The 17298-nt window shown below is 48.1% G+C and carries 16 protein-coding genes and 1 pseudogene; all 17 read right to left on the reverse strand.

Annotated elements, in window-relative coordinates; translation table 11 throughout:
- Nucleotides 1-61: 61 nt before the first annotated feature.
- Nucleotides 62-460, reverse strand: a pseudogene (gene mobA, locus EJF25_RS18705) (conjugal transfer protein MobA); the annotation flags it as partial.
- 188 nt (nucleotides 461-648) lie between these two features.
- On the reverse strand, nucleotides 649-1266 hold the full coding sequence (locus tag EJF25_RS18710) for an RteC domain-containing protein (protein ID WP_004308105.1): 618 nt from the start codon (nucleotides 1264-1266) through the stop codon (nucleotides 649-651).
- A gap of 214 nt (nucleotides 1267-1480) precedes the next feature.
- Entirely contained in the window at nucleotides 1481-2767 is a 1287-nt protein-coding gene (locus EJF25_RS18715; protein ID WP_004308106.1) for a sigma-54-dependent transcriptional regulator, read from the reverse strand.
- Nucleotides 2745-5150: an ATP-binding response regulator gene (locus tag EJF25_RS18720; RefSeq protein ID WP_004312905.1), complete on the reverse strand. Its 2406-nt coding sequence runs from the start codon at nucleotides 5148-5150 to the stop codon at nucleotides 2745-2747. The genes EJF25_RS18715 and EJF25_RS18720 overlap by 23 nt, the downstream gene beginning before the upstream one ends.
- Nucleotides 5151-5384: 234 nt before the next feature.
- Nucleotides 5385-5921, reverse strand: a complete 537-nt coding sequence (locus tag EJF25_RS18725) for a methylglyoxal synthase (protein WP_008775197.1) — start codon at nucleotides 5919-5921, stop codon at nucleotides 5385-5387.
- 54 nt (nucleotides 5922-5975) lie between these two features.
- A complete protein-coding gene (locus EJF25_RS18730) occupies nucleotides 5976-6794 on the reverse strand; it encodes an arginase family protein (RefSeq protein WP_008643581.1) in 819 nt (272 codons plus the stop codon).
- 6 nt (nucleotides 6795-6800) lie between these two features.
- The gene (gene glgP, locus EJF25_RS18735; RefSeq protein ID WP_004313433.1) at nucleotides 6801-9359 is read right to left on the reverse strand and encodes an alpha-glucan family phosphorylase; all 2559 of its coding nucleotides are present in this window, start codon (nucleotides 9357-9359) and stop codon (nucleotides 6801-6803) included.
- Nucleotides 9360-9365: 6 nt separating this feature from the next.
- Nucleotides 9366-11141, reverse strand: a complete 1776-nt coding sequence (locus EJF25_RS18740) for a cation:proton antiporter (RefSeq protein WP_004308112.1) — start codon at nucleotides 11139-11141, stop codon at nucleotides 9366-9368.
- A 12-nt stretch (nucleotides 11142-11153) separates the two neighbouring features.
- Nucleotides 11154-12140, reverse strand: coding sequence for a 6-phosphofructokinase (gene pfkA, locus EJF25_RS18745; RefSeq protein ID WP_004308113.1), 987 nt, complete (start codon nucleotides 12138-12140; stop codon nucleotides 11154-11156).
- Nucleotides 12141-12162: 22 nt separating this feature from the next.
- A complete protein-coding gene (locus EJF25_RS18750) occupies nucleotides 12163-12660 on the reverse strand; it encodes an RNA polymerase sigma factor (protein ID WP_004308114.1) in 498 nt (165 codons plus the stop codon).
- 100 nt (nucleotides 12661-12760) lie between these two features.
- Nucleotides 12761-13189 (reverse strand): Hsp20/alpha crystallin family protein, encoded by a 429-nt coding sequence (locus tag EJF25_RS18755; protein ID WP_004308115.1) that lies wholly within the window; start codon nucleotides 13187-13189, stop codon nucleotides 12761-12763.
- Between the two features lie 76 nt (nucleotides 13190-13265).
- The gene (gene gpmA, locus EJF25_RS18760; RefSeq protein WP_004308116.1) at nucleotides 13266-14015 is read right to left on the reverse strand and encodes a 2,3-diphosphoglycerate-dependent phosphoglycerate mutase; all 750 of its coding nucleotides are present in this window, start codon (nucleotides 14013-14015) and stop codon (nucleotides 13266-13268) included.
- A gap of 12 nt (nucleotides 14016-14027) precedes the next feature.
- A complete protein-coding gene (locus EJF25_RS18765; RefSeq protein WP_004308117.1) occupies nucleotides 14028-15080 on the reverse strand; it encodes a class I fructose-bisphosphate aldolase in 1053 nt (350 codons plus the stop codon).
- A gap of 23 nt (nucleotides 15081-15103) precedes the next feature.
- Complete coding sequence (locus EJF25_RS18770; protein ID WP_004308118.1) at nucleotides 15104-15586, reverse strand: ferritin; 483 nt, start codon at nucleotides 15584-15586, stop codon at nucleotides 15104-15106.
- 46 nt (nucleotides 15587-15632) lie between these two features.
- A complete protein-coding gene (locus tag EJF25_RS18775) occupies nucleotides 15633-16280 on the reverse strand; it encodes a MarC family protein (RefSeq protein WP_004308119.1) in 648 nt (215 codons plus the stop codon).
- 80 nt (nucleotides 16281-16360) lie between these two features.
- Nucleotides 16361-16816: a ferritin-like domain-containing protein gene (locus tag EJF25_RS18780; RefSeq protein ID WP_005680129.1), complete on the reverse strand. Its 456-nt coding sequence runs from the start codon at nucleotides 16814-16816 to the stop codon at nucleotides 16361-16363.
- Between the two features lie 181 nt (nucleotides 16817-16997).
- Nucleotides 16998-17177 (reverse strand): hypothetical protein, encoded by a 180-nt coding sequence (locus tag EJF25_RS18785; RefSeq protein ID WP_008771119.1) that lies wholly within the window; start codon nucleotides 17175-17177, stop codon nucleotides 16998-17000.
- Nucleotides 17178-17298 lie beyond the last annotated feature (121 nt).

The following is a 17298-nucleotide window of genomic DNA, read 5'->3' on the forward strand; positions in this document are numbered from 1 at the left end:
TGCTGCTTGTCCACTTTTTCTTGATTGTAGTATAATGCCCCGTAAACGGAGGCTCCTGATGTTATTTTTGCAACCATTGTTCAAATTCTTGGGTGAGACGGATAATCTCCCGGTTGAGAGATATTAGTTCAATAGTCAGTTGCTCCAATTTATAGAGCATGGCAAGAGCCTTCTTTTCGGATAGTCCGGTATGCAGAGCTTTGACTGCCTGGTTATAGTTTACTCCGATCCGGCGGTATTCGCTCTGCAGGTTGGTCAGCTTGATGTAGTAGTCCGTTGCCGCCTTATCTATTTTCACGACTTTCATCGGTTTGTCGAAAAGGGCGGCAAGGATGAACTGGGATTTATTATTAGCTCCCGAATTCTCAAAGAGCCTCTCAAACTCGATGTTCTGGAGTTCGTCCAGACGGAATCCGTAATAATAAGAATGAAGTTCTGATTCCTCTTTGGGATTCCGTCCGCCTCTTCATTTGCTCGAAGTGTCAGCCCGTCCGGGTTTGCGTGTACTATTGATTTTAGCCATATCTTTTCAGGTTTTATTTATCCGGCAGCAAAATAAGTGATAATTTTGATACGAACCTAAAATCGGAAAGTGACTACAAATGACAAGAGATGACTATTTGTGACAGGGGGTAAAAATACCCCTGTTCACTTCCCGTTTCCGCAAGCCGCGATGTTCTTTTCAAAGGTTTCCTTTAGTTTGGGCAGCAGGACGGAATAGTTCTTTTTGCGCCGGGCAAGGTCGGCACGCAGGTCATATGGTTTGGGAATGGCAACATTGAAGAGTTTCTCAAAAGCGGAAACGATACCGGCGAAAGAGAGGCGTTTGCCGCTTTCGTCCGTAATCAGCCCGCTGTAATCCAGCGAGGAGATCAGTTCCATCAGGTTGACCAGCGAACCTTTCCAATGGAGCGATGAAAGAAACGAGGAAGGTGTCGTGATGGTTCCGGGGTACTGTACACCAAAATTGACCAGCTCTATTTCCGCCTCCACCAGCAGGAGGCATTTGTCCAGATAGAATTCGGCTACTGCCGTGTGGAAATGTCCTGTTCGGGTGAATAACTTCTTTAGGGAAATCAGTTCTACCTTGCTGTGAAGCAGATGGCGCAGCCTTTCCGATACGGAAACCGATTCGATGGCGAGGTCGTAAAGGTATTGTTCATATTCGGTATAGGAGGAAGAGAATTCTTCATCGGAAACTGTCTGTTTTGGGCTTGAAGCCAGAGATAAATAATTGAATATACGGCATTCTGTAAATGGTTTCATACGGCATACATTTGATTTGTTTATACCGGAGTAAGCCAAATGAAATGCCTCTGCTATCGTTTAAAGCTCTATACCTTTTTAAAATACTGACAATCAACAATAAACAAATTTCATATAGAAACGGGTGTAAATAAAAAGTGTAAGCCGTCCTTGACAAGAATGTTAGGACGGCTTACACTTTTGTAAACCTCATTTGCTTCGGGTTATCCTCCGGTCAGTCGATGATATGGTATTTCCTTAGTTTCTCATACAGGGTAGTCCGGCTGACATTGAGCAACCGGGCCGCCTTGGAACGGTTGTCACCCGTCTTTTCAAGGGTCTGGAGAAGCAACGCCTTTTCTTTTTCTTCTTCCGTCCACTGCGTTTCTTCTTCTTTAGGAAGGGAGATTTCAAGGTTCAGGTCTGAAACGGAAATCCATTGCTCTTGGCAGATGAGTACGGCTCGACCTATTACATTCTTCAGTTCACGGATATTCCCCGGCCAGGGATATTCCAGCAGTGCCGCCTCTGCCAGCCGGTCAAAGCCACGAAACGATTTATGGGCCTTGGCGCAAGTGAGTTTCAAGAAAAAATAAGCCAGAGGAAGGATGTCTTCCCGGCATTCTGCCAGTGTAGGAATCCGCAGAGTGAACTCATTGAGCCGGTGGAACAGGTCTTCCCGGAAGCGTCCTTCTCCGATGGCTTTTTCCAGATTCTCATTGGTGGCGGCAACCAGCCGGATATCAAAAGAGTATTCTTTCGTGGAACCTACCGGCTTGCAGCGTTTCTCTTGCAAGGCCCTGAGCAGGAGCATCTGTGTCTTATAGGAAAGGTTGCCTATCTCGTCCAGAAACAATGTCCCTCCGTTAACGGCACGGAACAATCCGACCTTGTCGCTTTCCGCACCGGTAAAGGCTCCCTTCTGATGACCGAAAAACTCGGAGGCGGCAAGCTCATCGGAAATGGCCCCGCAGTCGATAGCCAGATACGGCTTGTTCTTCCGATGGCTCCGGGCATGTATCTCGGCTGCAATGTGCTCCTTCCCGGTGCCGGAAGCCCCACGGAGCAGAACGGAGATGTCGGCACAGGCAATCATCTCTATCAGACGGTACATCTCATGGGCTTTGGGGCTTTCACCTCGGTAGAACTCCTGTTCGTTATCGTTTTTATCCAGTATCTCCGTTATCAGAGCCAAGAGATTGTCTGGCTGCACAGGCTTACACAGGTAGTTGATGGCTCCCAGTTGCATGGTTGTCACCGCATTCTCCACCTGTCCGTAGTTGGTCATGATCAGAAAAGGGATAGAGTAGTACTTCTCATTCATCCATTTCAGGAGCGAGGTGCTATTTCCGTCCGGCAGGCGCAGGTCTGCCAGTATTAGGTCGAACTCCTTTTGCCCGATGGCTTTACGGGCATTCGCAAGGGTTGCCACGCATTCGGTTTTCATCCCTTTTTTCACCAGCCAGTTGCTGATGCTACGGCTGAACACAATATCATCTTCAATAATCAGGATTGTTTTCATAGGCTTTCCTCCCGTATTTTTCAGCGTATACTATCAGTTTTTCCACTGCCCGGATGATGTCCCGCATTTCCATGGATTGTCTATTGGTCCACTCTGTCGCAGGTTCTGTCACCAGTTCCCGTAAATGAGACAAGGGGAAATCCAGACGGACGGTTTCCCATAGGGGCAGGTTCTTATGCAGGATGGAGGCGGCGGCCTCCTTGTCTTGTCGGTCTAAGGCAGCGGTTAATGCGGCAAGGTCTTTCCGGCTCTCTTCGATAAACAGGGCGAGCATTTCCTCCCTGTTGTCCTCTCCTGAAAGGATGAGTGAGAAATCGGGAGCATACTCCTTTCTGTCTTTTTCTCCTATCACTTGTGCCACTGTATTTATCAGTTCTTCCATAGAGAATGGTTTATGGATGCAGCCCGAAAAGCCGCCCGACAGATACTCGTTGTCATCATCCACCCGTGCCGTTACCGCTATGACGGGGATTGTCTTTGCGTTCTCCATATTGGATGCCCGGAGCAGTTCAAGTATTCCGTAGCCGTCCGTTTCAGGCATCTGTATATCCGTCAGCAGCAGGTCATATCTTTGTGACCGTAGCCGGGTAACCAGTTCACGGCTGGTCTGGCAGCAGTCGCACCGCACTCCGTTACGGTTAAACATCTCTTTGGTAATGTTCAGTTGCATCCGGTCGTCATCAATGACCAGTACGTTGATTCCATCCAGATGATAATCAGTAGCGATGCGTGTCTCATCCATCTGGGTGGATTCATCCGCCTCAAGGAGTGGCAGGAATGCGGTAAACGTGCTGCCTTCACCCGGTTTGCTTTTTACGGTAAGGCTTCCCTGCATCCCGGAGACCAGCCTGCTTGCAATGGCCAGCCCCAATCCGAAACCGGGAACATTACGGGCATTGTCCAACCGTTCAAAAGCTGTGAATATCCGGGTTGTTTCTTCCTCCGTCATCCCGGTACCGGTGTCCTGTACCGAGAAATGCAATTCTTTATTCCGGTATTCCGCTTGCAGGCGGATTTCACCTTGCCGGGTGAATTTAATGGCGTTGGAAAGCAGATTGTTCAGGATTTGCTGGAGCTGGGAACGGTCACCGCTTACTACCACATCCAGACCGGAAAAGGCGGTTGTCAGCCGCAGCTTTTTCTTTTTGGCCAGCGAACCGTAGTTCCGGGCTGTTTCGCTGAAAAGGGTCTCCAGCCGGAAAATCGAAAGGATGGGTTTGTTCCTGCCGGTATCCAGCAGGTAGAATCCGATCAGCGTATTGACCAGCCCGATCATGTAATCGGAAGAATGGAGTATATTTTCCGCATACTCGTCCTTGCGGCTCTTCTTTTCTTCCCCGGGGAGCAGTTCGGCGCATCCTTTGATAGTAGCCAGTGGCGCACGAAGGTCATGAGCGATGGTGAGCATCATGCGTTTTCTGGATTGTAGGAGCTCCGTGTTCTCACGATTGGAGGCTTCCAGCTGACGCTGATACTGGTTTATCCTGTTCAGATCCCGGTGGATGATAAGATACAGGAGGACGGTCAGCAACGAGATGAGGACAGCCAGCAGAGAGACCGTATGGAACGAGCGGTCGCGTGTGGAAATGAATTGCCTGTAACGCTCATCAAGCCGTATTCCAGCATCCGCCTCAAAGTCCCTGACAATCCGGTGTAGCCTGTGGTTCAGGTCCGTGTTGTTACTGTACAGGAGGTCCATCTGTTCCAGCAGCCTTTCCCGTTCGGCTTTCTGCATGTCGGTCACCTCCCTGTCAAGGGAGTGCAGCATGCTCGTGACAGATGTGGTACCCTGATGTTTACCAATGGACTGTCGCTGGCGTTCCAGCTGTTCCTTCTGCTGCAGATAGGCCGATTTTTTCCTCCCGGGCCTGATGAATGACCAGAAACCCTTCTTCGGAGTTTCCTCCTCCTTCTTTTTCTCGGCAGGAAGGACATCCGCCTGCTGGATATGGGACACGATTGCCGGAATCTTGCTGTTCACGATCTCGCCGGTCTTGCGCAGACGCCCGAACGTGTCCATGACCGTGTCTAACAACAGTTCCTTTCTTTCCAGCAGCAGGCATAACGAATCTATGCGCGACTGTTGTTCGGGAGACTTCACATACCTTTTCAGTGTCTGCAACATGTTACAGACACTGTCTTTTTTTGTGTGGTAGAGTCCAAGGTCGCTTTCATCCCAGACGCTGGCTGTTTCACCGTAAGTGGCCAGTCCCAGCAAGCCCGCGTATGTTTCTCCGGCCAGATGCCGGATACAGGCCAGTTCATGCTCATCCTGTCGCAGGCTGTTCCGCCTCGTCTGTTCCTTGCGGAAGATATGAATGGTCAGGACGAGCAGGAGAAGCAGTATGACATATCCTAAAAGGATTTTAAGTTTCAACCACATGGAAGTCTTCATTCTTATATTGGAATCCTACAAAAAGGCGTGTTCGCTCATATAAAAGGGAATAATAGAAACTTATGATAAAAGTTTATTACTGTTTCAAACCATTTGAGGATACCTCGCAAGTTTGCTATCACACAGTTGATCTTTTAATCTTTTTTTATACTCACAGAAAGGATAGGAACCTGCTTTTTATGACTGAAACATATCACATCCCCTTTATTGGACATTACATTCTCATTCGATCATATTGTTTTCATTTCGGCTCATCCGTTTCTTCACCCGTTCTACTGCTTCCGATACAATTTCTTTGTTTTCAAAGCGTTGTGTATAATTGGTATAGTCTGGATGAATCCGTTTGTAGGTCGGGTCAAGAAACAAAGGACTGGAAATAATATGGTCCGCTGTCGAACGGTTACAACAGAAAACTATATTTTCAACTCCCGCCAGCCGGGTCAGTGCCTTTACATCCGTGTCATGTGGCTGCAATGTCATCGGATCCGTGAAAAAGAACAAATAATCAATCTCTCCTTCCACAATACGTGAGCCCATTTGCTGGTCACCACCTAAAGGACCGGATTTCAGAATCGTGATATCCCATTCTGTTTCAGGATGTTTCTCTTCGAGCGCTTTTTTAATGAGTGTACCGGTGGTTCCCGTACAATAGAACTTATGCCCTATCAGACGTTCCGAGTTCCAAAGAACCCATTCTATCATGTCCTTTTTCATTGCATCGTGTGCAACCAGACCGATTTTACGAACAATTGTTTTCATCATAATAATAAAATATGGTTTATGTGATAATATAATTAACAATATCCAACAGCTTTATAAAAAACAGGAGAATGACTGTATGAGTTTGAGCAGCTCCTTGTTCGCCCGGCTGTCCACGGTGGCTTCCCGCCTCTCCTCAAACAAAGTAAGCGTTGCGGAGCATTCCCCGCAGATATCAATGCCGACTACACGTTCCTTTCGAAGGACAATTGCCAGTAATTCCTCCAGTTCCTGCAGGCTGAAAGACCCTTGATCCCAGTCTGTTACTGCGGATGCCGGGTTCAGGACATCCTTGTCTATGGACAAGTAAACCGGTCCTTCAATATACGCAGAGGAGAAATTGTGCCAGCCCTTCTCGTGAGCTAACGTCGCTTCGCTATAAAAACTGACTCGTTGTCCGTATTCTTCCGGTACGGTGCGTATCAGTTTGTCCGATGCACCGACTATCACCACTTTCTTGCAAAGCATATTCCAGTCTAACATGTCTTTTACCCAGCTCCCACAAGAAAGCATGCCCTTGAACAAGGGAGGCTGCATGTCGGGGTGATGGTCGAATACAATCAGAGAGAACGGAACTCGAAGTTTGTCTGTCCATAATTTGGTCAGGTAATGATAATTGCCCGAATCAATGAAATGGATACCTTCCGCTGGATAACCGGCAATCACCCGCTTCAATTTTCGTATCCCCTCCTTGTCACAGTAACCTCTCGTTCCAGAAAGGTGACGGCAGTCTAGCCAAATGAACTGATTGTTCCGTGCAAATACCTCATGGGCATACACACCGGTGAAGTTCATGATGACAACCGGCCAGACGGTTTCTCGGTCCGCCTTCTTCTTACACCGTCCATTTGTCAGTAACTCTTGCTTATTCATGTCCGTTCAGAACCATCGTACATAACAAAAATCTTGCCGGTGAGGTAACAGGGGATGGTTGGGATACATTCTGAATGCCTGTTTGAAGCTTCCAGCGCTGAACATTCTGGTTATTGCCTTGAAAGTGTATAGGTTTCCGTCTTTGGATGTCAAAGAAAAAGGAATGACCTCATGGATGCGATCCTCATTCTCCTCATGCCGTATAATGACCGATTCCAATCCGATCGCGTTGTCCAGCCCTTTCTCGTCAATGACGACCGTCATCTCGTATTCCTTACCAGCCTCCACCGTGGCGTCCAATCCTTTTCCCGCATTCACGGAAACGATTTCCACGGCATTCCATCTGCTGTCGACAGCTGCCTTCCAGCCGGCAAGCGTTTTCGCCTTTGCATAATTGTCCGCCGCCAAAACATGAAAGTGTTCCGACAACTTGTTGTAAAATCCGTCATAGTAGTCATCCAGCTGTCTTTTCATCGTGAAGCGGGGAGCTATTTGCGCAACCGAGTTCTTGATGTACTTGACCCAGGTTTCCGGATAGTCTTTTTCTTTCCGTTCATAATATAACGGCAGGATATTATGTTCCAGCAGGAAATAAATTGTTTCCGCATCCAGTTGGTTCTGGTACTGTTCATCCTGATAGGTGGCCTTGTCGGTGATGGCCCATCCCGCCTCCTTGCGGTAGCCTTCGTACCACCAACCGTCCAGCACGGAGAAGTTGAGTACGCCGTTCATCAGAGCCTTCTCACCGGAAGTTCCGGAAGCCTCCGCAAGACGGGTGGGAGTATTCATCCAGATGTCAACCCCAGAAATAAGATGCCGTGCCAGGTCCATGTCATAATTCTCAAGGAAGATGATTTTACCCAAGAATTCAGGACGGCGGGATATCTCCACAATCTGCTTGATGAGCCCTTGCCCGGCAGTGTCGTTTGGATGGGCTTTTCCTGCAAAGACAAACTGTATGGGATGTTCCTGATTGTTCACAATCCGCGCCAGACGATCCAAATCGGTAAACAAAAGATGAGCTCTTTTGTAAGTTGCAAAGCGCCTTCCGAAGCCGACAAGAAGAGCATTCGGATTAAACTTCTCGAAAATGGAGACACCCAATGCCGGGTCAACCTGGCTTTTGAGCCAGTCCCGGCCGCATTTCCACTTGATGTAGGATATCAGTTTGGTTTTCAACCTTTTCCGCATGTTCCATATCTCTTCATCGGGTATATTATAAACGCCTTTCCATATTTCCTGATTGGACTGGTCGTTCATGAAATTCTCATCGAAATTGTCCTTAAACAGCTTTTTCCACTCCGCCGTACACCAAGTGGGAAAGTGTACGCCATTCGTCACATAGCCCACATGGTTCTCTTCCGGGAAATAGCCTTTCCAGAGAGGCGCGAACATCTGCTGTGAAACGGACTTGTGCAGCTTGCTGACACCGTTTACCGCCTGGCTGGTTTTGCAGGCGAATACCGACATGCAGAAACGTTCTCCCTTGTTGCCCGGAGTTTGCCGTCCGAGGTTCATCAACTCGTCCCACGTAATGCCCAGCTTATCAGGATATCCTTTCATATATTTATTGAAAAGCCCCTCATCGAAATAGTCATGGCCGGCAGGCACAGGTGTATGCACAGTGTAAAGCGAGGAAGCCCTAACCAGTTCCATGGCTTGTCCGAAGTCCAGGCCTTCGGATATATAGTCGCATAACCGCTGGATATTGATCAGTGCGGCATGCCCCTCGTTGCAGTGATATACATCTTTCTCGATGCCCAATACTTTTAATGTCATCATTCCTCCGATGCCGAGCAGTATTTCCTGCTTGAGCCGGTTTTCCCAGTCACCGCCATACAGGTGATGGGTAATCGGACGGTCGAACTCGCTGTTCAGTTCATTGTCCGTATCCAGCAGGTAGAGGGAAACACGTCCCACATTGGCCTTCCATACATTGGCATGGACCGTGAAACTGTCGGCATAGGGAACATGGATTACCAGTTGTCGCCCGTCAGGCTGCATCACTTTCTCTATCGGAAGCTGCCCGAAATTCTGTGGGTCATAATGAACCTGTTGCTGCCCGTCCATCGCCAGAGCCTGGTCAAAATAGCCATAACGATATAAAAGCCCTACAGCGCAGAGGTCTACGTTACTGTCCGAAGCTTCCTTCAGATAGTCACCTGCCAATATGCCCAGACCGCCGGAATAGATTTTAAGAACCCTGTCCAGACCATATTCCATGCTGAAATAGGCAACTGACGGACGGCTGTGGTCCGGCTCCACATCAAGATACGCCTTAAAAGTGGAATATACGTTTTCCATCTTACGCATGAAGTTTCCGTCATGTGTCAGTGCCTCCAGCTCTTCATAATCCATCCGTTCCAGAAACAGTACCGGATTCTGTTCCGCCTCTTCCCATAGTTCCGGGTTCAAACCACTATATAAACTCTTCGCATCCTCGTTCCAGGTCCACCAAAGATTATGTGCCATCTCCGCAAATCTCCGCAATTCTGCCGGAAGGTGTGAACCGACTGTAATCTCCCTCCATTGTGGGACGTTTACATGATAACTTGAATATTCCATAACATTTTACTTATTTGATAGTTCATGATTTTTTTCTGTGGAGGTTTCTCCTGTTTCCGGTTCTTCCTGTGGAAATGTCCCGGCTGTACCCTGGAAATTCTCGAGGAACTGTTTTTCCATACTTAGCGATCGTTTCCGTATCCGCTTGGAAAAATAGATAACGACAATGATCAGGAAAGATAATATCAGTCCTGACCCCAAAGCGACATTGAAAAGACGGATGATGATACCCATTACGATAATGATACAGATCAACACCTTGATCACTATCATTGATACCAGCAGCCCCCTGTTGAACCTGTTGTCCGCCCAAAGTTTGCGGAATTCGACGGAATTGTTTTTCTTCATGATGATGGCGCACAAAAACGGGGATATGATAAGGAGGACAAGAACGAAGCTCAGCAGGCTTCCTTTCATCCCCGGAATACGTCCCATTACCAGAGGATACGCATAGGAGAAGAACAGCGCTATGAAAAACAGGCATACCACCAGATAAAGGGTGACGGATACCAACATGGACCTGATGAGCTTGTGCCAGGAGCCTTGATGTCTTGTGGTCATTGTTCCAGAAGAATAATGCGTCAGGTAATCTTTCAGGAATTGTGGCAAGTGCCTGTCTGCAAAACAGTAGACGGGATCCGACAGTCTTATCATATAAGGAGTAAGGAAAGTGGTGATGACCGATACTGCCACTATGACCGGATAAAGGTATTTGTCCATTACATTCAGACTGATTCCTAACGAAGCGATGATGAACGCAAACTCACCCACTTGTGCCAGGGAAAAGCCGGCTTGTATCGCAATCTTTAGCGGTTGTCCGGAAAGCAACACGCCGAAACTCCCGAACAGGACCTGCCCGCATAGGACCAGTGCCGTCAGGATAAAAACAGGAACGGCATATTCCCATATCATGGCAGGGTCGATCATCATTCCCACTGATACGAAGAAAACGGAGGCGAACAGGTCCTTTACCGGTTGCACGATATGTGCGATTTCTTCCGCTTTATCTGTTTCTGCCAGCAGGGATCCCATGACGAACGCACCCAGCGCGGCGGAGAATCCCGCCTTTGTCGCTATCATCACCATTCCCAGGCATAGTCCCAGGGAGGTTGTCAACAGTATTTCATTGCTAATAAAGCGGTTCAATCTTTTCAGAAGGGTAGGAATCAGATAGATTCCCAATGCTGACCAGAAAATAAGAAAGGCCGCAAGTTTCAATATGCTCTCCAGCATTTCGAAGCCTTCAAAATGCTTGCCTACAGCCAATGTGGAGAGGACCACCATCATGATTACCGCCACCACGTCCTCAATGATTAGTATCCCCAGGACAATACCGGTAAATTTCTGATCGAGAAGCCCCATGTCACTGAATGCTTTGAATACGATGGCGGTGGAGGACATGGACAGCATTCCGCCCAGAAAGATACAGCTCGTGTGTGAGAAGCCCATCGCATTGCCTGCCGTATATCCCAGGAACATCATGCCGCAGACGATGATAACAGTGGAGAATATGGCCGAGGCTCCCACACTTATCAGCTTTCTGAACGAGAAATCCAGTCCTATGGCGAACAGGAGGAAAATAACACCGATATCCGCCCATATCTTGATATTGGCCTGGTCGGAAACAGTCGGGAATAGGGAAATGGAAGGACCTGCCATAATACCGGCCACAATATATCCCACTATGACCGGCTGTCCCAGCCATTTGAAAATGACGGTTATGATACCGGCTATAATCAAGATAGTGGCAAGGTCTGATATTAAAGGGGCAACTTCCGACATAGGAGTAACATTTTATATGGACAACTCGTTAAGGACACGGATCAGGTTTTTGTCAATGGGCTTGTCGTTCTTGATAGCCTGGTCAAAAGGAACATAGACAATCTCATTGTTATGTATGCCTACCATGATATTGTGCTGGTCCTCCATCAGGGCCTGTATGGCGGCCTCACCCAGCCGGCTGGCCAATATGCGGTCGTTGGCACTTGGCGCTCCTCCCCGTTGTAGATGTCCCAGGATAGAGACCCTGACATCATATCCGGGGTATTCCCTTTTTACCCGGTCGGCATAGTGCATGGCTCCGCCATTCTTATTGCCCGGGCTTTCCGTCACGATGACGATGCTGCTGTTCTTGGTCTTCCGGAATCCGCGTCCGATAAAAGTCTCCAGCTGATCCGCATCCGTCCGGTCTTCCGGAATAATGGCGGCCTCGGCTCCCGAGGCTATTGCGCTGTTCTGGGCGAGGAAACCGGCGTCGCGTCCCATCACCTCGACAAAGAAAATTCGGTCGTGCGAGGTGGCTGTATCCCGGATTTTGTCCACACACTCCACAATGGTGTTCAGGGCCGTATCATATCCGATTGTAAAATCGGTACCGTACAGGTCATTGTCGATGGTACCGGGCAGTCCTATGCACGTGACAGGGTATTCCTCGGCAAATATGCGGGCTCCAGTCAGTGAGCCGTCGCCCCCGATGACTACCAGCGCCCCGATTTTTTCTTTCCTCATGGTATCGTATGCCTCTCTGCGTCCTTCCGGGGTGGTGAACGCTTCGGAACGTGCCGTTTTCAGGATGGTTCCCCCACGCTGGATGATGCTGCTCACATCCTCGGTCGTAAGTTCCCTGGACTCGCCCGCTATCAGGCCTTCGTACCCTCTGTAAATTCCTTTGACTTTGAAGCCGTTGAAAATGGCGGTACGGGTCACGGCACGGATTGCCGCATTCATTCCGGAAGCGTCCCCTCCGGAAGTAAGGATTCCTATATATTCATCTTTTTTCATCTATCTCAGTTCTTGTTTTGTTTCATTCTGCCAATATAGCTTTCAGTTTTTTCCGGCAGTGAAAAATACGGCTCTTTATGGTTCCCAAACTCACACCGGTTCTTTCCGCTATCTCACGGTATTTGAACCCTGACAGGTACATCTCAAAAGGTATGAAATGCGACTCCGGTATACTTTTGATGGCATTACGTATCTTTTCCAGGTCATAGTTCCTGTCCACCTCCTCTGTACGGGACTCGTCCATGATCCGCGAATAATATGCAGGATCGGAGGATATGTACAGACGGGTATGACCGACCTCCGCCCGGTAACCGTTGATAAACGTGTTACGCATGATGATAAACAGCCACCCTTTGAAATTTGTGTTCTTGTTGTAACTTTCTTTGTGAAGCATTGCCTTGAGCAGGGTATCCTGCAGCAGATCTTCCGCCTTCTCCCTGTCCGCTGTCAGTTTGTACGCGAAACGGAACAGTTCGTCCTGTACGCTAAGCAGCTCTTTTTCAAAATTGAATTCCTTCATCGGTTGTGCCGGTTCCCTGTTCCGGAAGTGCCTGTTAAAGGCCGGACGGCTCTCCGGACAGGAAAAGCCTGTCCGGCCTTACACCATTCCAGATATGGAATTATTTAACCTCGATAGCCTTGGAAGTTTTTTGTTTTTCTTCCTCCTTCACTTTCGGGATTTCAATGGACAGGATCCCGTGTTCGACTTTTGCGGAAATCTTATCCTTCTCCACGTTTTCAGGTAGCAGGATGGTCTGCTGGAACTTGGAATAAGAGAATTCGCGGCGGAGATACTTCTTGTCTTTCTTCTCCTCCTTCTTCTCTTCTTTCTTTTCCATGCAGATTGTCAGGTTGTTGTTTTCGTCAACATTCACCTTGAAATCATCCTTCGTCATTCCGGGAGCCGCCATTTCAACCTTGTAGTCCTTGTCATTCTCAATGACATTGATGGCAGGAGCCGTAACTCCCGTTTTTGCCAGCCACTCATTCTCGAAGAAATCGTTAAAAATACTCGGCAACCAGTTTGAATTTGTTTTTACAGGTACCATTTTTACCTCCTTTTTTAAATTGTTAATAAATAAAATATTCAAAAAGACAATACAAATCAGTCTGATTGACTGACTCTTATCGTCTGATCATACCTTGTTCGGCTACAGCCTCCGTCCGTCTCCGTATCTCCTCCTGGTCTCCGAGGAAATAGTCCCTGACAAGCACCGGCCGTTCATCAAATTCGAATACATAAGGTACTGCCGTGGGCAGGTTCAAGAGGGATATGTCCGTATCGGAAATATTCTTGAGATGCTTGACTATCCCGCGCAGACTGTTTCCATGGGCAACGACAAGCAGGTTGTCCCTATGCATCAATGTGGGTAGGATGACACATTCCCAATAGGGCATGACACGCATGACGGCATCCTTCAGGGATTCAGTCCGTGGCAGTTCCATTTCGGGAACACCGGCGTAACGGGTGTCGTTCCCCGGATAGCGGGGATCGTCTTCCTTCACCGGCTCGGGCGACACGCCGTAACTTCTCCGCCAGATATGGACTTGTTCCTCGCCATATTTGTCTGCTGTCTCCCTTTTGTTAAGTCCCTGAAGTATGCCGTAGTGTTTCTCGTTCAACCTCCAGCTTTTCTCCACCGGGATCCAGTCTTCATTGAGACGGTCCAGAACACAATTCAACGTTTTCACAGCCCGTTTCAGATAGGATGTGTAAGCCGCCTCAAAAGAGAATCCCGCTTCTTTCAGCATATCACCGGCTTTACAGGCTTCTGCGATCCCCTTATCACTCAGGTCTACATCGGTCCAACCGGTAAAGCGGTTTTCCTTGTTCCATAGGCTCTCGCCATGTCTCAACAATACGATCCTTTTCATGCCATATAGTTTTTATGCAACGGTTATCGAAGGATCCAGATAGACATCCTGAATGGTGTTCAGAAGCGAGACCCCGTCTTTCATCGTCTTCTGGAAGGCTTTTCTCCCACAGATAAGTCCCATACCTCCGGCACGTTTGTTCACCACTGCGGTTACGACGGCATCATGCAGGTCAGATGTCCCATGGGACTCGCCCCCCGAATTGATCAGGCCAACCCTTCCCATATACCCGTTGGCCACCTGGTAGCGGCAGAGGTCTATCGGATGGTCGGAGACCAGTTCCGTATACATACGCCCGTCGGTCTTACCGAATCCGATGGCTTTAAAACCTCCATTGTTGGACGGCAGCTTCTGCTTCACGATATCAGCCTTGATGGTGACCCCGATATGGTTGGCCTGCCCTGTCAGATCTGCTGCCGCATGATAGTCAATCCCGTCTTTCTTAAAACTGCTGTTTCTCAGATAACACCACAATACCGTGGCCATCCCCAACTCATGGGCATATTCAAACGCCTGTGAGACCTCCACAATCTGGCGGCGGCTTTGTTCCGAACCGAAATAGATAGTTGCCCCCACGGCAACGGCACCCATGTTCCATGCCTCCTTCACTGTACCGAACATGACCTGGTCATAACTGTTCGGATAAGTCAGCAGCTCGTTATGGTTCAACTTCACGATGAAAGGAATCTTATGGGCGTACTTACGTGCCACAGCTCCCAGAACTCCGAATGTGGATGCCACGGCGTTGCATCCTCCCTCGATAGCGAGTTTCACAATGTTCCCGGGATCGAAGTAAAGAGGATTGGGTGCAAAGGATGCTCCGGCAGAATGTTCTATCCCCTGATCCACCGGCAGGATGGAGACATACCCGGTATTGGCCAGACGCCCGTGCCCGTACAGGGCTTGCAGGCTCTCCAAGGTGCGTATATTCCTGTCGGAATCCACCCATGCCTTGTCTATCATATTCGGCTCGGGGATATGGATGAGTTTCTTGTCTATTGTCTTGCATACATGGTCCAGGTAGTATCCTGCCTGCGTTCCCAACAAATCAATAATCGTGCTCATGTCAGTCGTTTTTTTATTCCAAATCAGGACTGGCGTTCCCCCAGTTTTGCATCCATGAAAAGGATGCCGCTCTCTCCGGCTTTCTTCATCAGGTTTACGATGTTCAGGAAATTCGCCTCTTCCTCCACCTGCTCCCTGACAAATCCCCAAAGAAAATCACGGGTGGCATTGTCTTTCTCCTCGGAAGCCAGATGTACCAGTTCGTCAATCAATCTGGAAACATGTCTCTCGTGTTCCAAGGCATGTTCAAAGACTTCGGTGGGACTGCCCCAACCCTGTGGAACCACATCGACCTTGTCCACTTTTGCCTCCGCCTCACGTTTGGCCATATATTCGGCGATGGCACATGCGTGTCCTGTCTCTTCCGCCGATTGCTTGCGCATCCAGCGGGCCATGCCGGAAAAACCTTCCTTTTCCAGATAGAAGGACATTGAAAGATACAGGTTGGCGGACCATAATTCCGCAGTAATCTGCCCGTTCAGGGCCTTTTGTAAATTCTCGGTCATAATGAATCTAATTTTTAATGTTGGTACTATTTTTTATTTTTCATATTCAGGGGCAAGCGTGTGCTTGTCTCAAAATATCTGTCAGGACAGGTTGCATCCCGTTTATGAAACATTCCACGGCGATGACCATCAGAATAAGCCCCATCAGTCTCATCATCACATTATTTCCGGTTTCTCCAAGAATTTTCAAAAGCCGCGTTGACACGCAAAGGATAATGAAAGAGAGGAGACAGACTAGGGCGATCACGCAAACCAGTGCAATTTTGAAAATATGCTCAGGGGCATCTTCCATCAGTGTTATGCCGCTTGAAATTACACCCGGACCGCACAGCATCGGAACGGCAAGAGGCGTGACGGTGATGTTCCTGGAATATTCTTTTTTCTCGTTCTCGTTCAGTTTCACATGGGTGAAGTGTGCCTGCAGCATGTCATATCCGATTTTAAAGATGATGATACCTCCCGCAATCCGGAAACCATTGGTCGAGATCCCGAAAAAATGGAACAGGAACCTGCCGCACAAGGTGAAAAGTACCAGTATGACGAACGTGAGGGCGCAGGATTTTAAGGCGATGCTCCGGCGTTCTCCGGCACTCATGCCCTCGGTCATCTGCAGGAAAACCGGCATCACTCCGAGGGGGTCCATCAATGTGAACAACGAAGTGAAACACAACATTGAGTATGCGAATATATCCATAGGATGATACTTGTTTTATTTTTAGACCATTATTTTCTCTGTGAACAATAAACTCCGGTCAGGTTACACGATTTGACACATCATATGAAGCAGGGCAGCCTGCGTTCATATTCCATGGCCAGGATACGCAACAATTCCATAAACGCCGTACTTACATATATCCGTTTTGTGTACAGCCCCTTGATGAAAGAATGGATGGATGAATCCGTATTCTGGCATAGTACGTGAAGTTCGGATATCTGACGGGATATATATTGTTCATGTTCAAGCAGGGTGTTCAAGGCAGCCAGCGGTGTCGGCCATTGCCGGATGTCGCGCCTGATTTCATGGATGGTTACAGCACCTCCTTCATGATAGATGCGGTTCATCATCTGATAGACCTTGCCCATATTGTCCTGTGCCTGTGCACTTAGCCATGAGGCCAATATCGGAAGTTGCTGCCCCTCAAAATAGACCTGCAATGACAGGTACAGGTTAGTTGACCAGATTTCTGTATTGATCAATGTGTTCATCGCATATTCAATTCGTTTATCCATGGCTGTTCTGATATTTGAAATTAGACAAAATAAATCGTAATTCATATCCTGCAATAATCATGAATTTATGTGATAGCATCTGTAAATCGGACTCTTATGGAGTTGTAAAATGAATTTTAATGCTTGCGAGACAAATAGTCATAAAAATGTATAATTATCATGCCTTTTTGTCACAAGATCCCTACAACATTCTCAACAAGATATCCAGTTCTTTCTCTATCATGTTGATCTTGTCGTATATGTAATCCAGCGTATTATGATAGTGCAGGCAGGCCCTGCATTCCTGCAATTCCCTTGACAGGGAGAGTATTTGTTGCCAAAGTTCCTCTTCTGTATGTCCAGGGGGATTATTGAATGCCATAAATGGATTCAGAGAAACTGTTTGGCATGTAATTTGTGTAATAATAGCCGCAAGTCCCGAAAAGGGGCAGGAATGGAAACAAAAAGGCAGAGAATTCCACTAAAGACAGTAACAGACAGAG

It is taken from the genome of Bacteroides faecalis, from assembly GCF_003865075.1.
In the GTDB taxonomy this organism is placed as follows: Bacteria; Bacteroidota; Bacteroidia; order Bacteroidales; family Bacteroidaceae; genus Bacteroides; species Bacteroides faecalis.

Bases quoted from the DNA above. Each gene is read 5' to 3' on its own strand.
- EJF25_RS18710 (WP_004308105.1), bottom strand. From the start codon at position 1,266: ATGAAACCATTTACAGAATGCCGTATATTCAATTATTTATCTCTGGCT.
- EJF25_RS18715 (WP_004308106.1), bottom strand. From the start codon at position 2,767: ATGAAAACAATCCTGATTATTGAAGATGATATTGTGTTCAGCCGTAGC.
- EJF25_RS18720 (WP_004312905.1), bottom strand. From the start codon at position 5,150: ATGTGGTTGAAACTTAAAATCCTTTTAGGATATGTCATACTGCTTCTC.
- EJF25_RS18725 (WP_008775197.1), bottom strand. From the start codon at position 5,921: ATGAAAACAATTGTTCGTAAAATCGGTCTGGTTGCACACGATGCAATG.
- EJF25_RS18730 (WP_008643581.1), bottom strand. From the start codon at position 6,794: ATGAATAAGCAAGAGTTACTGACAAATGGACGGTGTAAGAAGAAGGCG.
- glgP (WP_004313433.1), bottom strand. From the start codon at position 9,359: ATGGAATATTCAAGTTATCATGTAAACGTCCCACAATGGAGGGAGATT.
- EJF25_RS18740 (WP_004308112.1), bottom strand. From the start codon at position 11,141: ATGTCGGAAGTTGCCCCTTTAATATCAGACCTTGCCACTATCTTGATT.
- pfkA (WP_004308113.1), bottom strand. From the start codon at position 12,140: ATGAAAAAAGATGAATATATAGGAATCCTTACTTCCGGAGGGGACGCT.
- EJF25_RS18750 (WP_004308114.1), bottom strand. From the start codon at position 12,660: ATGAAGGAATTCAATTTTGAAAAAGAGCTGCTTAGCGTACAGGACGAA.
- EJF25_RS18755 (WP_004308115.1), bottom strand. From the start codon at position 13,189: ATGGTACCTGTAAAAACAAATTCAAACTGGTTGCCGAGTATTTTTAAC.
- gpmA (WP_004308116.1), bottom strand. From the start codon at position 14,015: ATGAAAAGGATCGTATTGTTGAGACATGGCGAGAGCCTATGGAACAAG.
- EJF25_RS18765 (WP_004308117.1), bottom strand. From the start codon at position 15,080: ATGAGCACGATTATTGATTTGTTGGGAACGCAGGCAGGATACTACCTG.
- EJF25_RS18770 (WP_004308118.1), bottom strand. From the start codon at position 15,586: ATGACCGAGAATTTACAAAAGGCCCTGAACGGGCAGATTACTGCGGAA.
- EJF25_RS18775 (WP_004308119.1), bottom strand. From the start codon at position 16,280: ATGGATATATTCGCATACTCAATGTTGTGTTTCACTTCGTTGTTCACA.
- EJF25_RS18780 (WP_005680129.1), bottom strand. From the start codon at position 16,816: ATGGATAAACGAATTGAATATGCGATGAACACATTGATCAATACAGAA.
- EJF25_RS18785 (WP_008771119.1), bottom strand. From the start codon at position 17,177: ATGGCATTCAATAATCCCCCTGGACATACAGAAGAGGAACTTTGGCAA.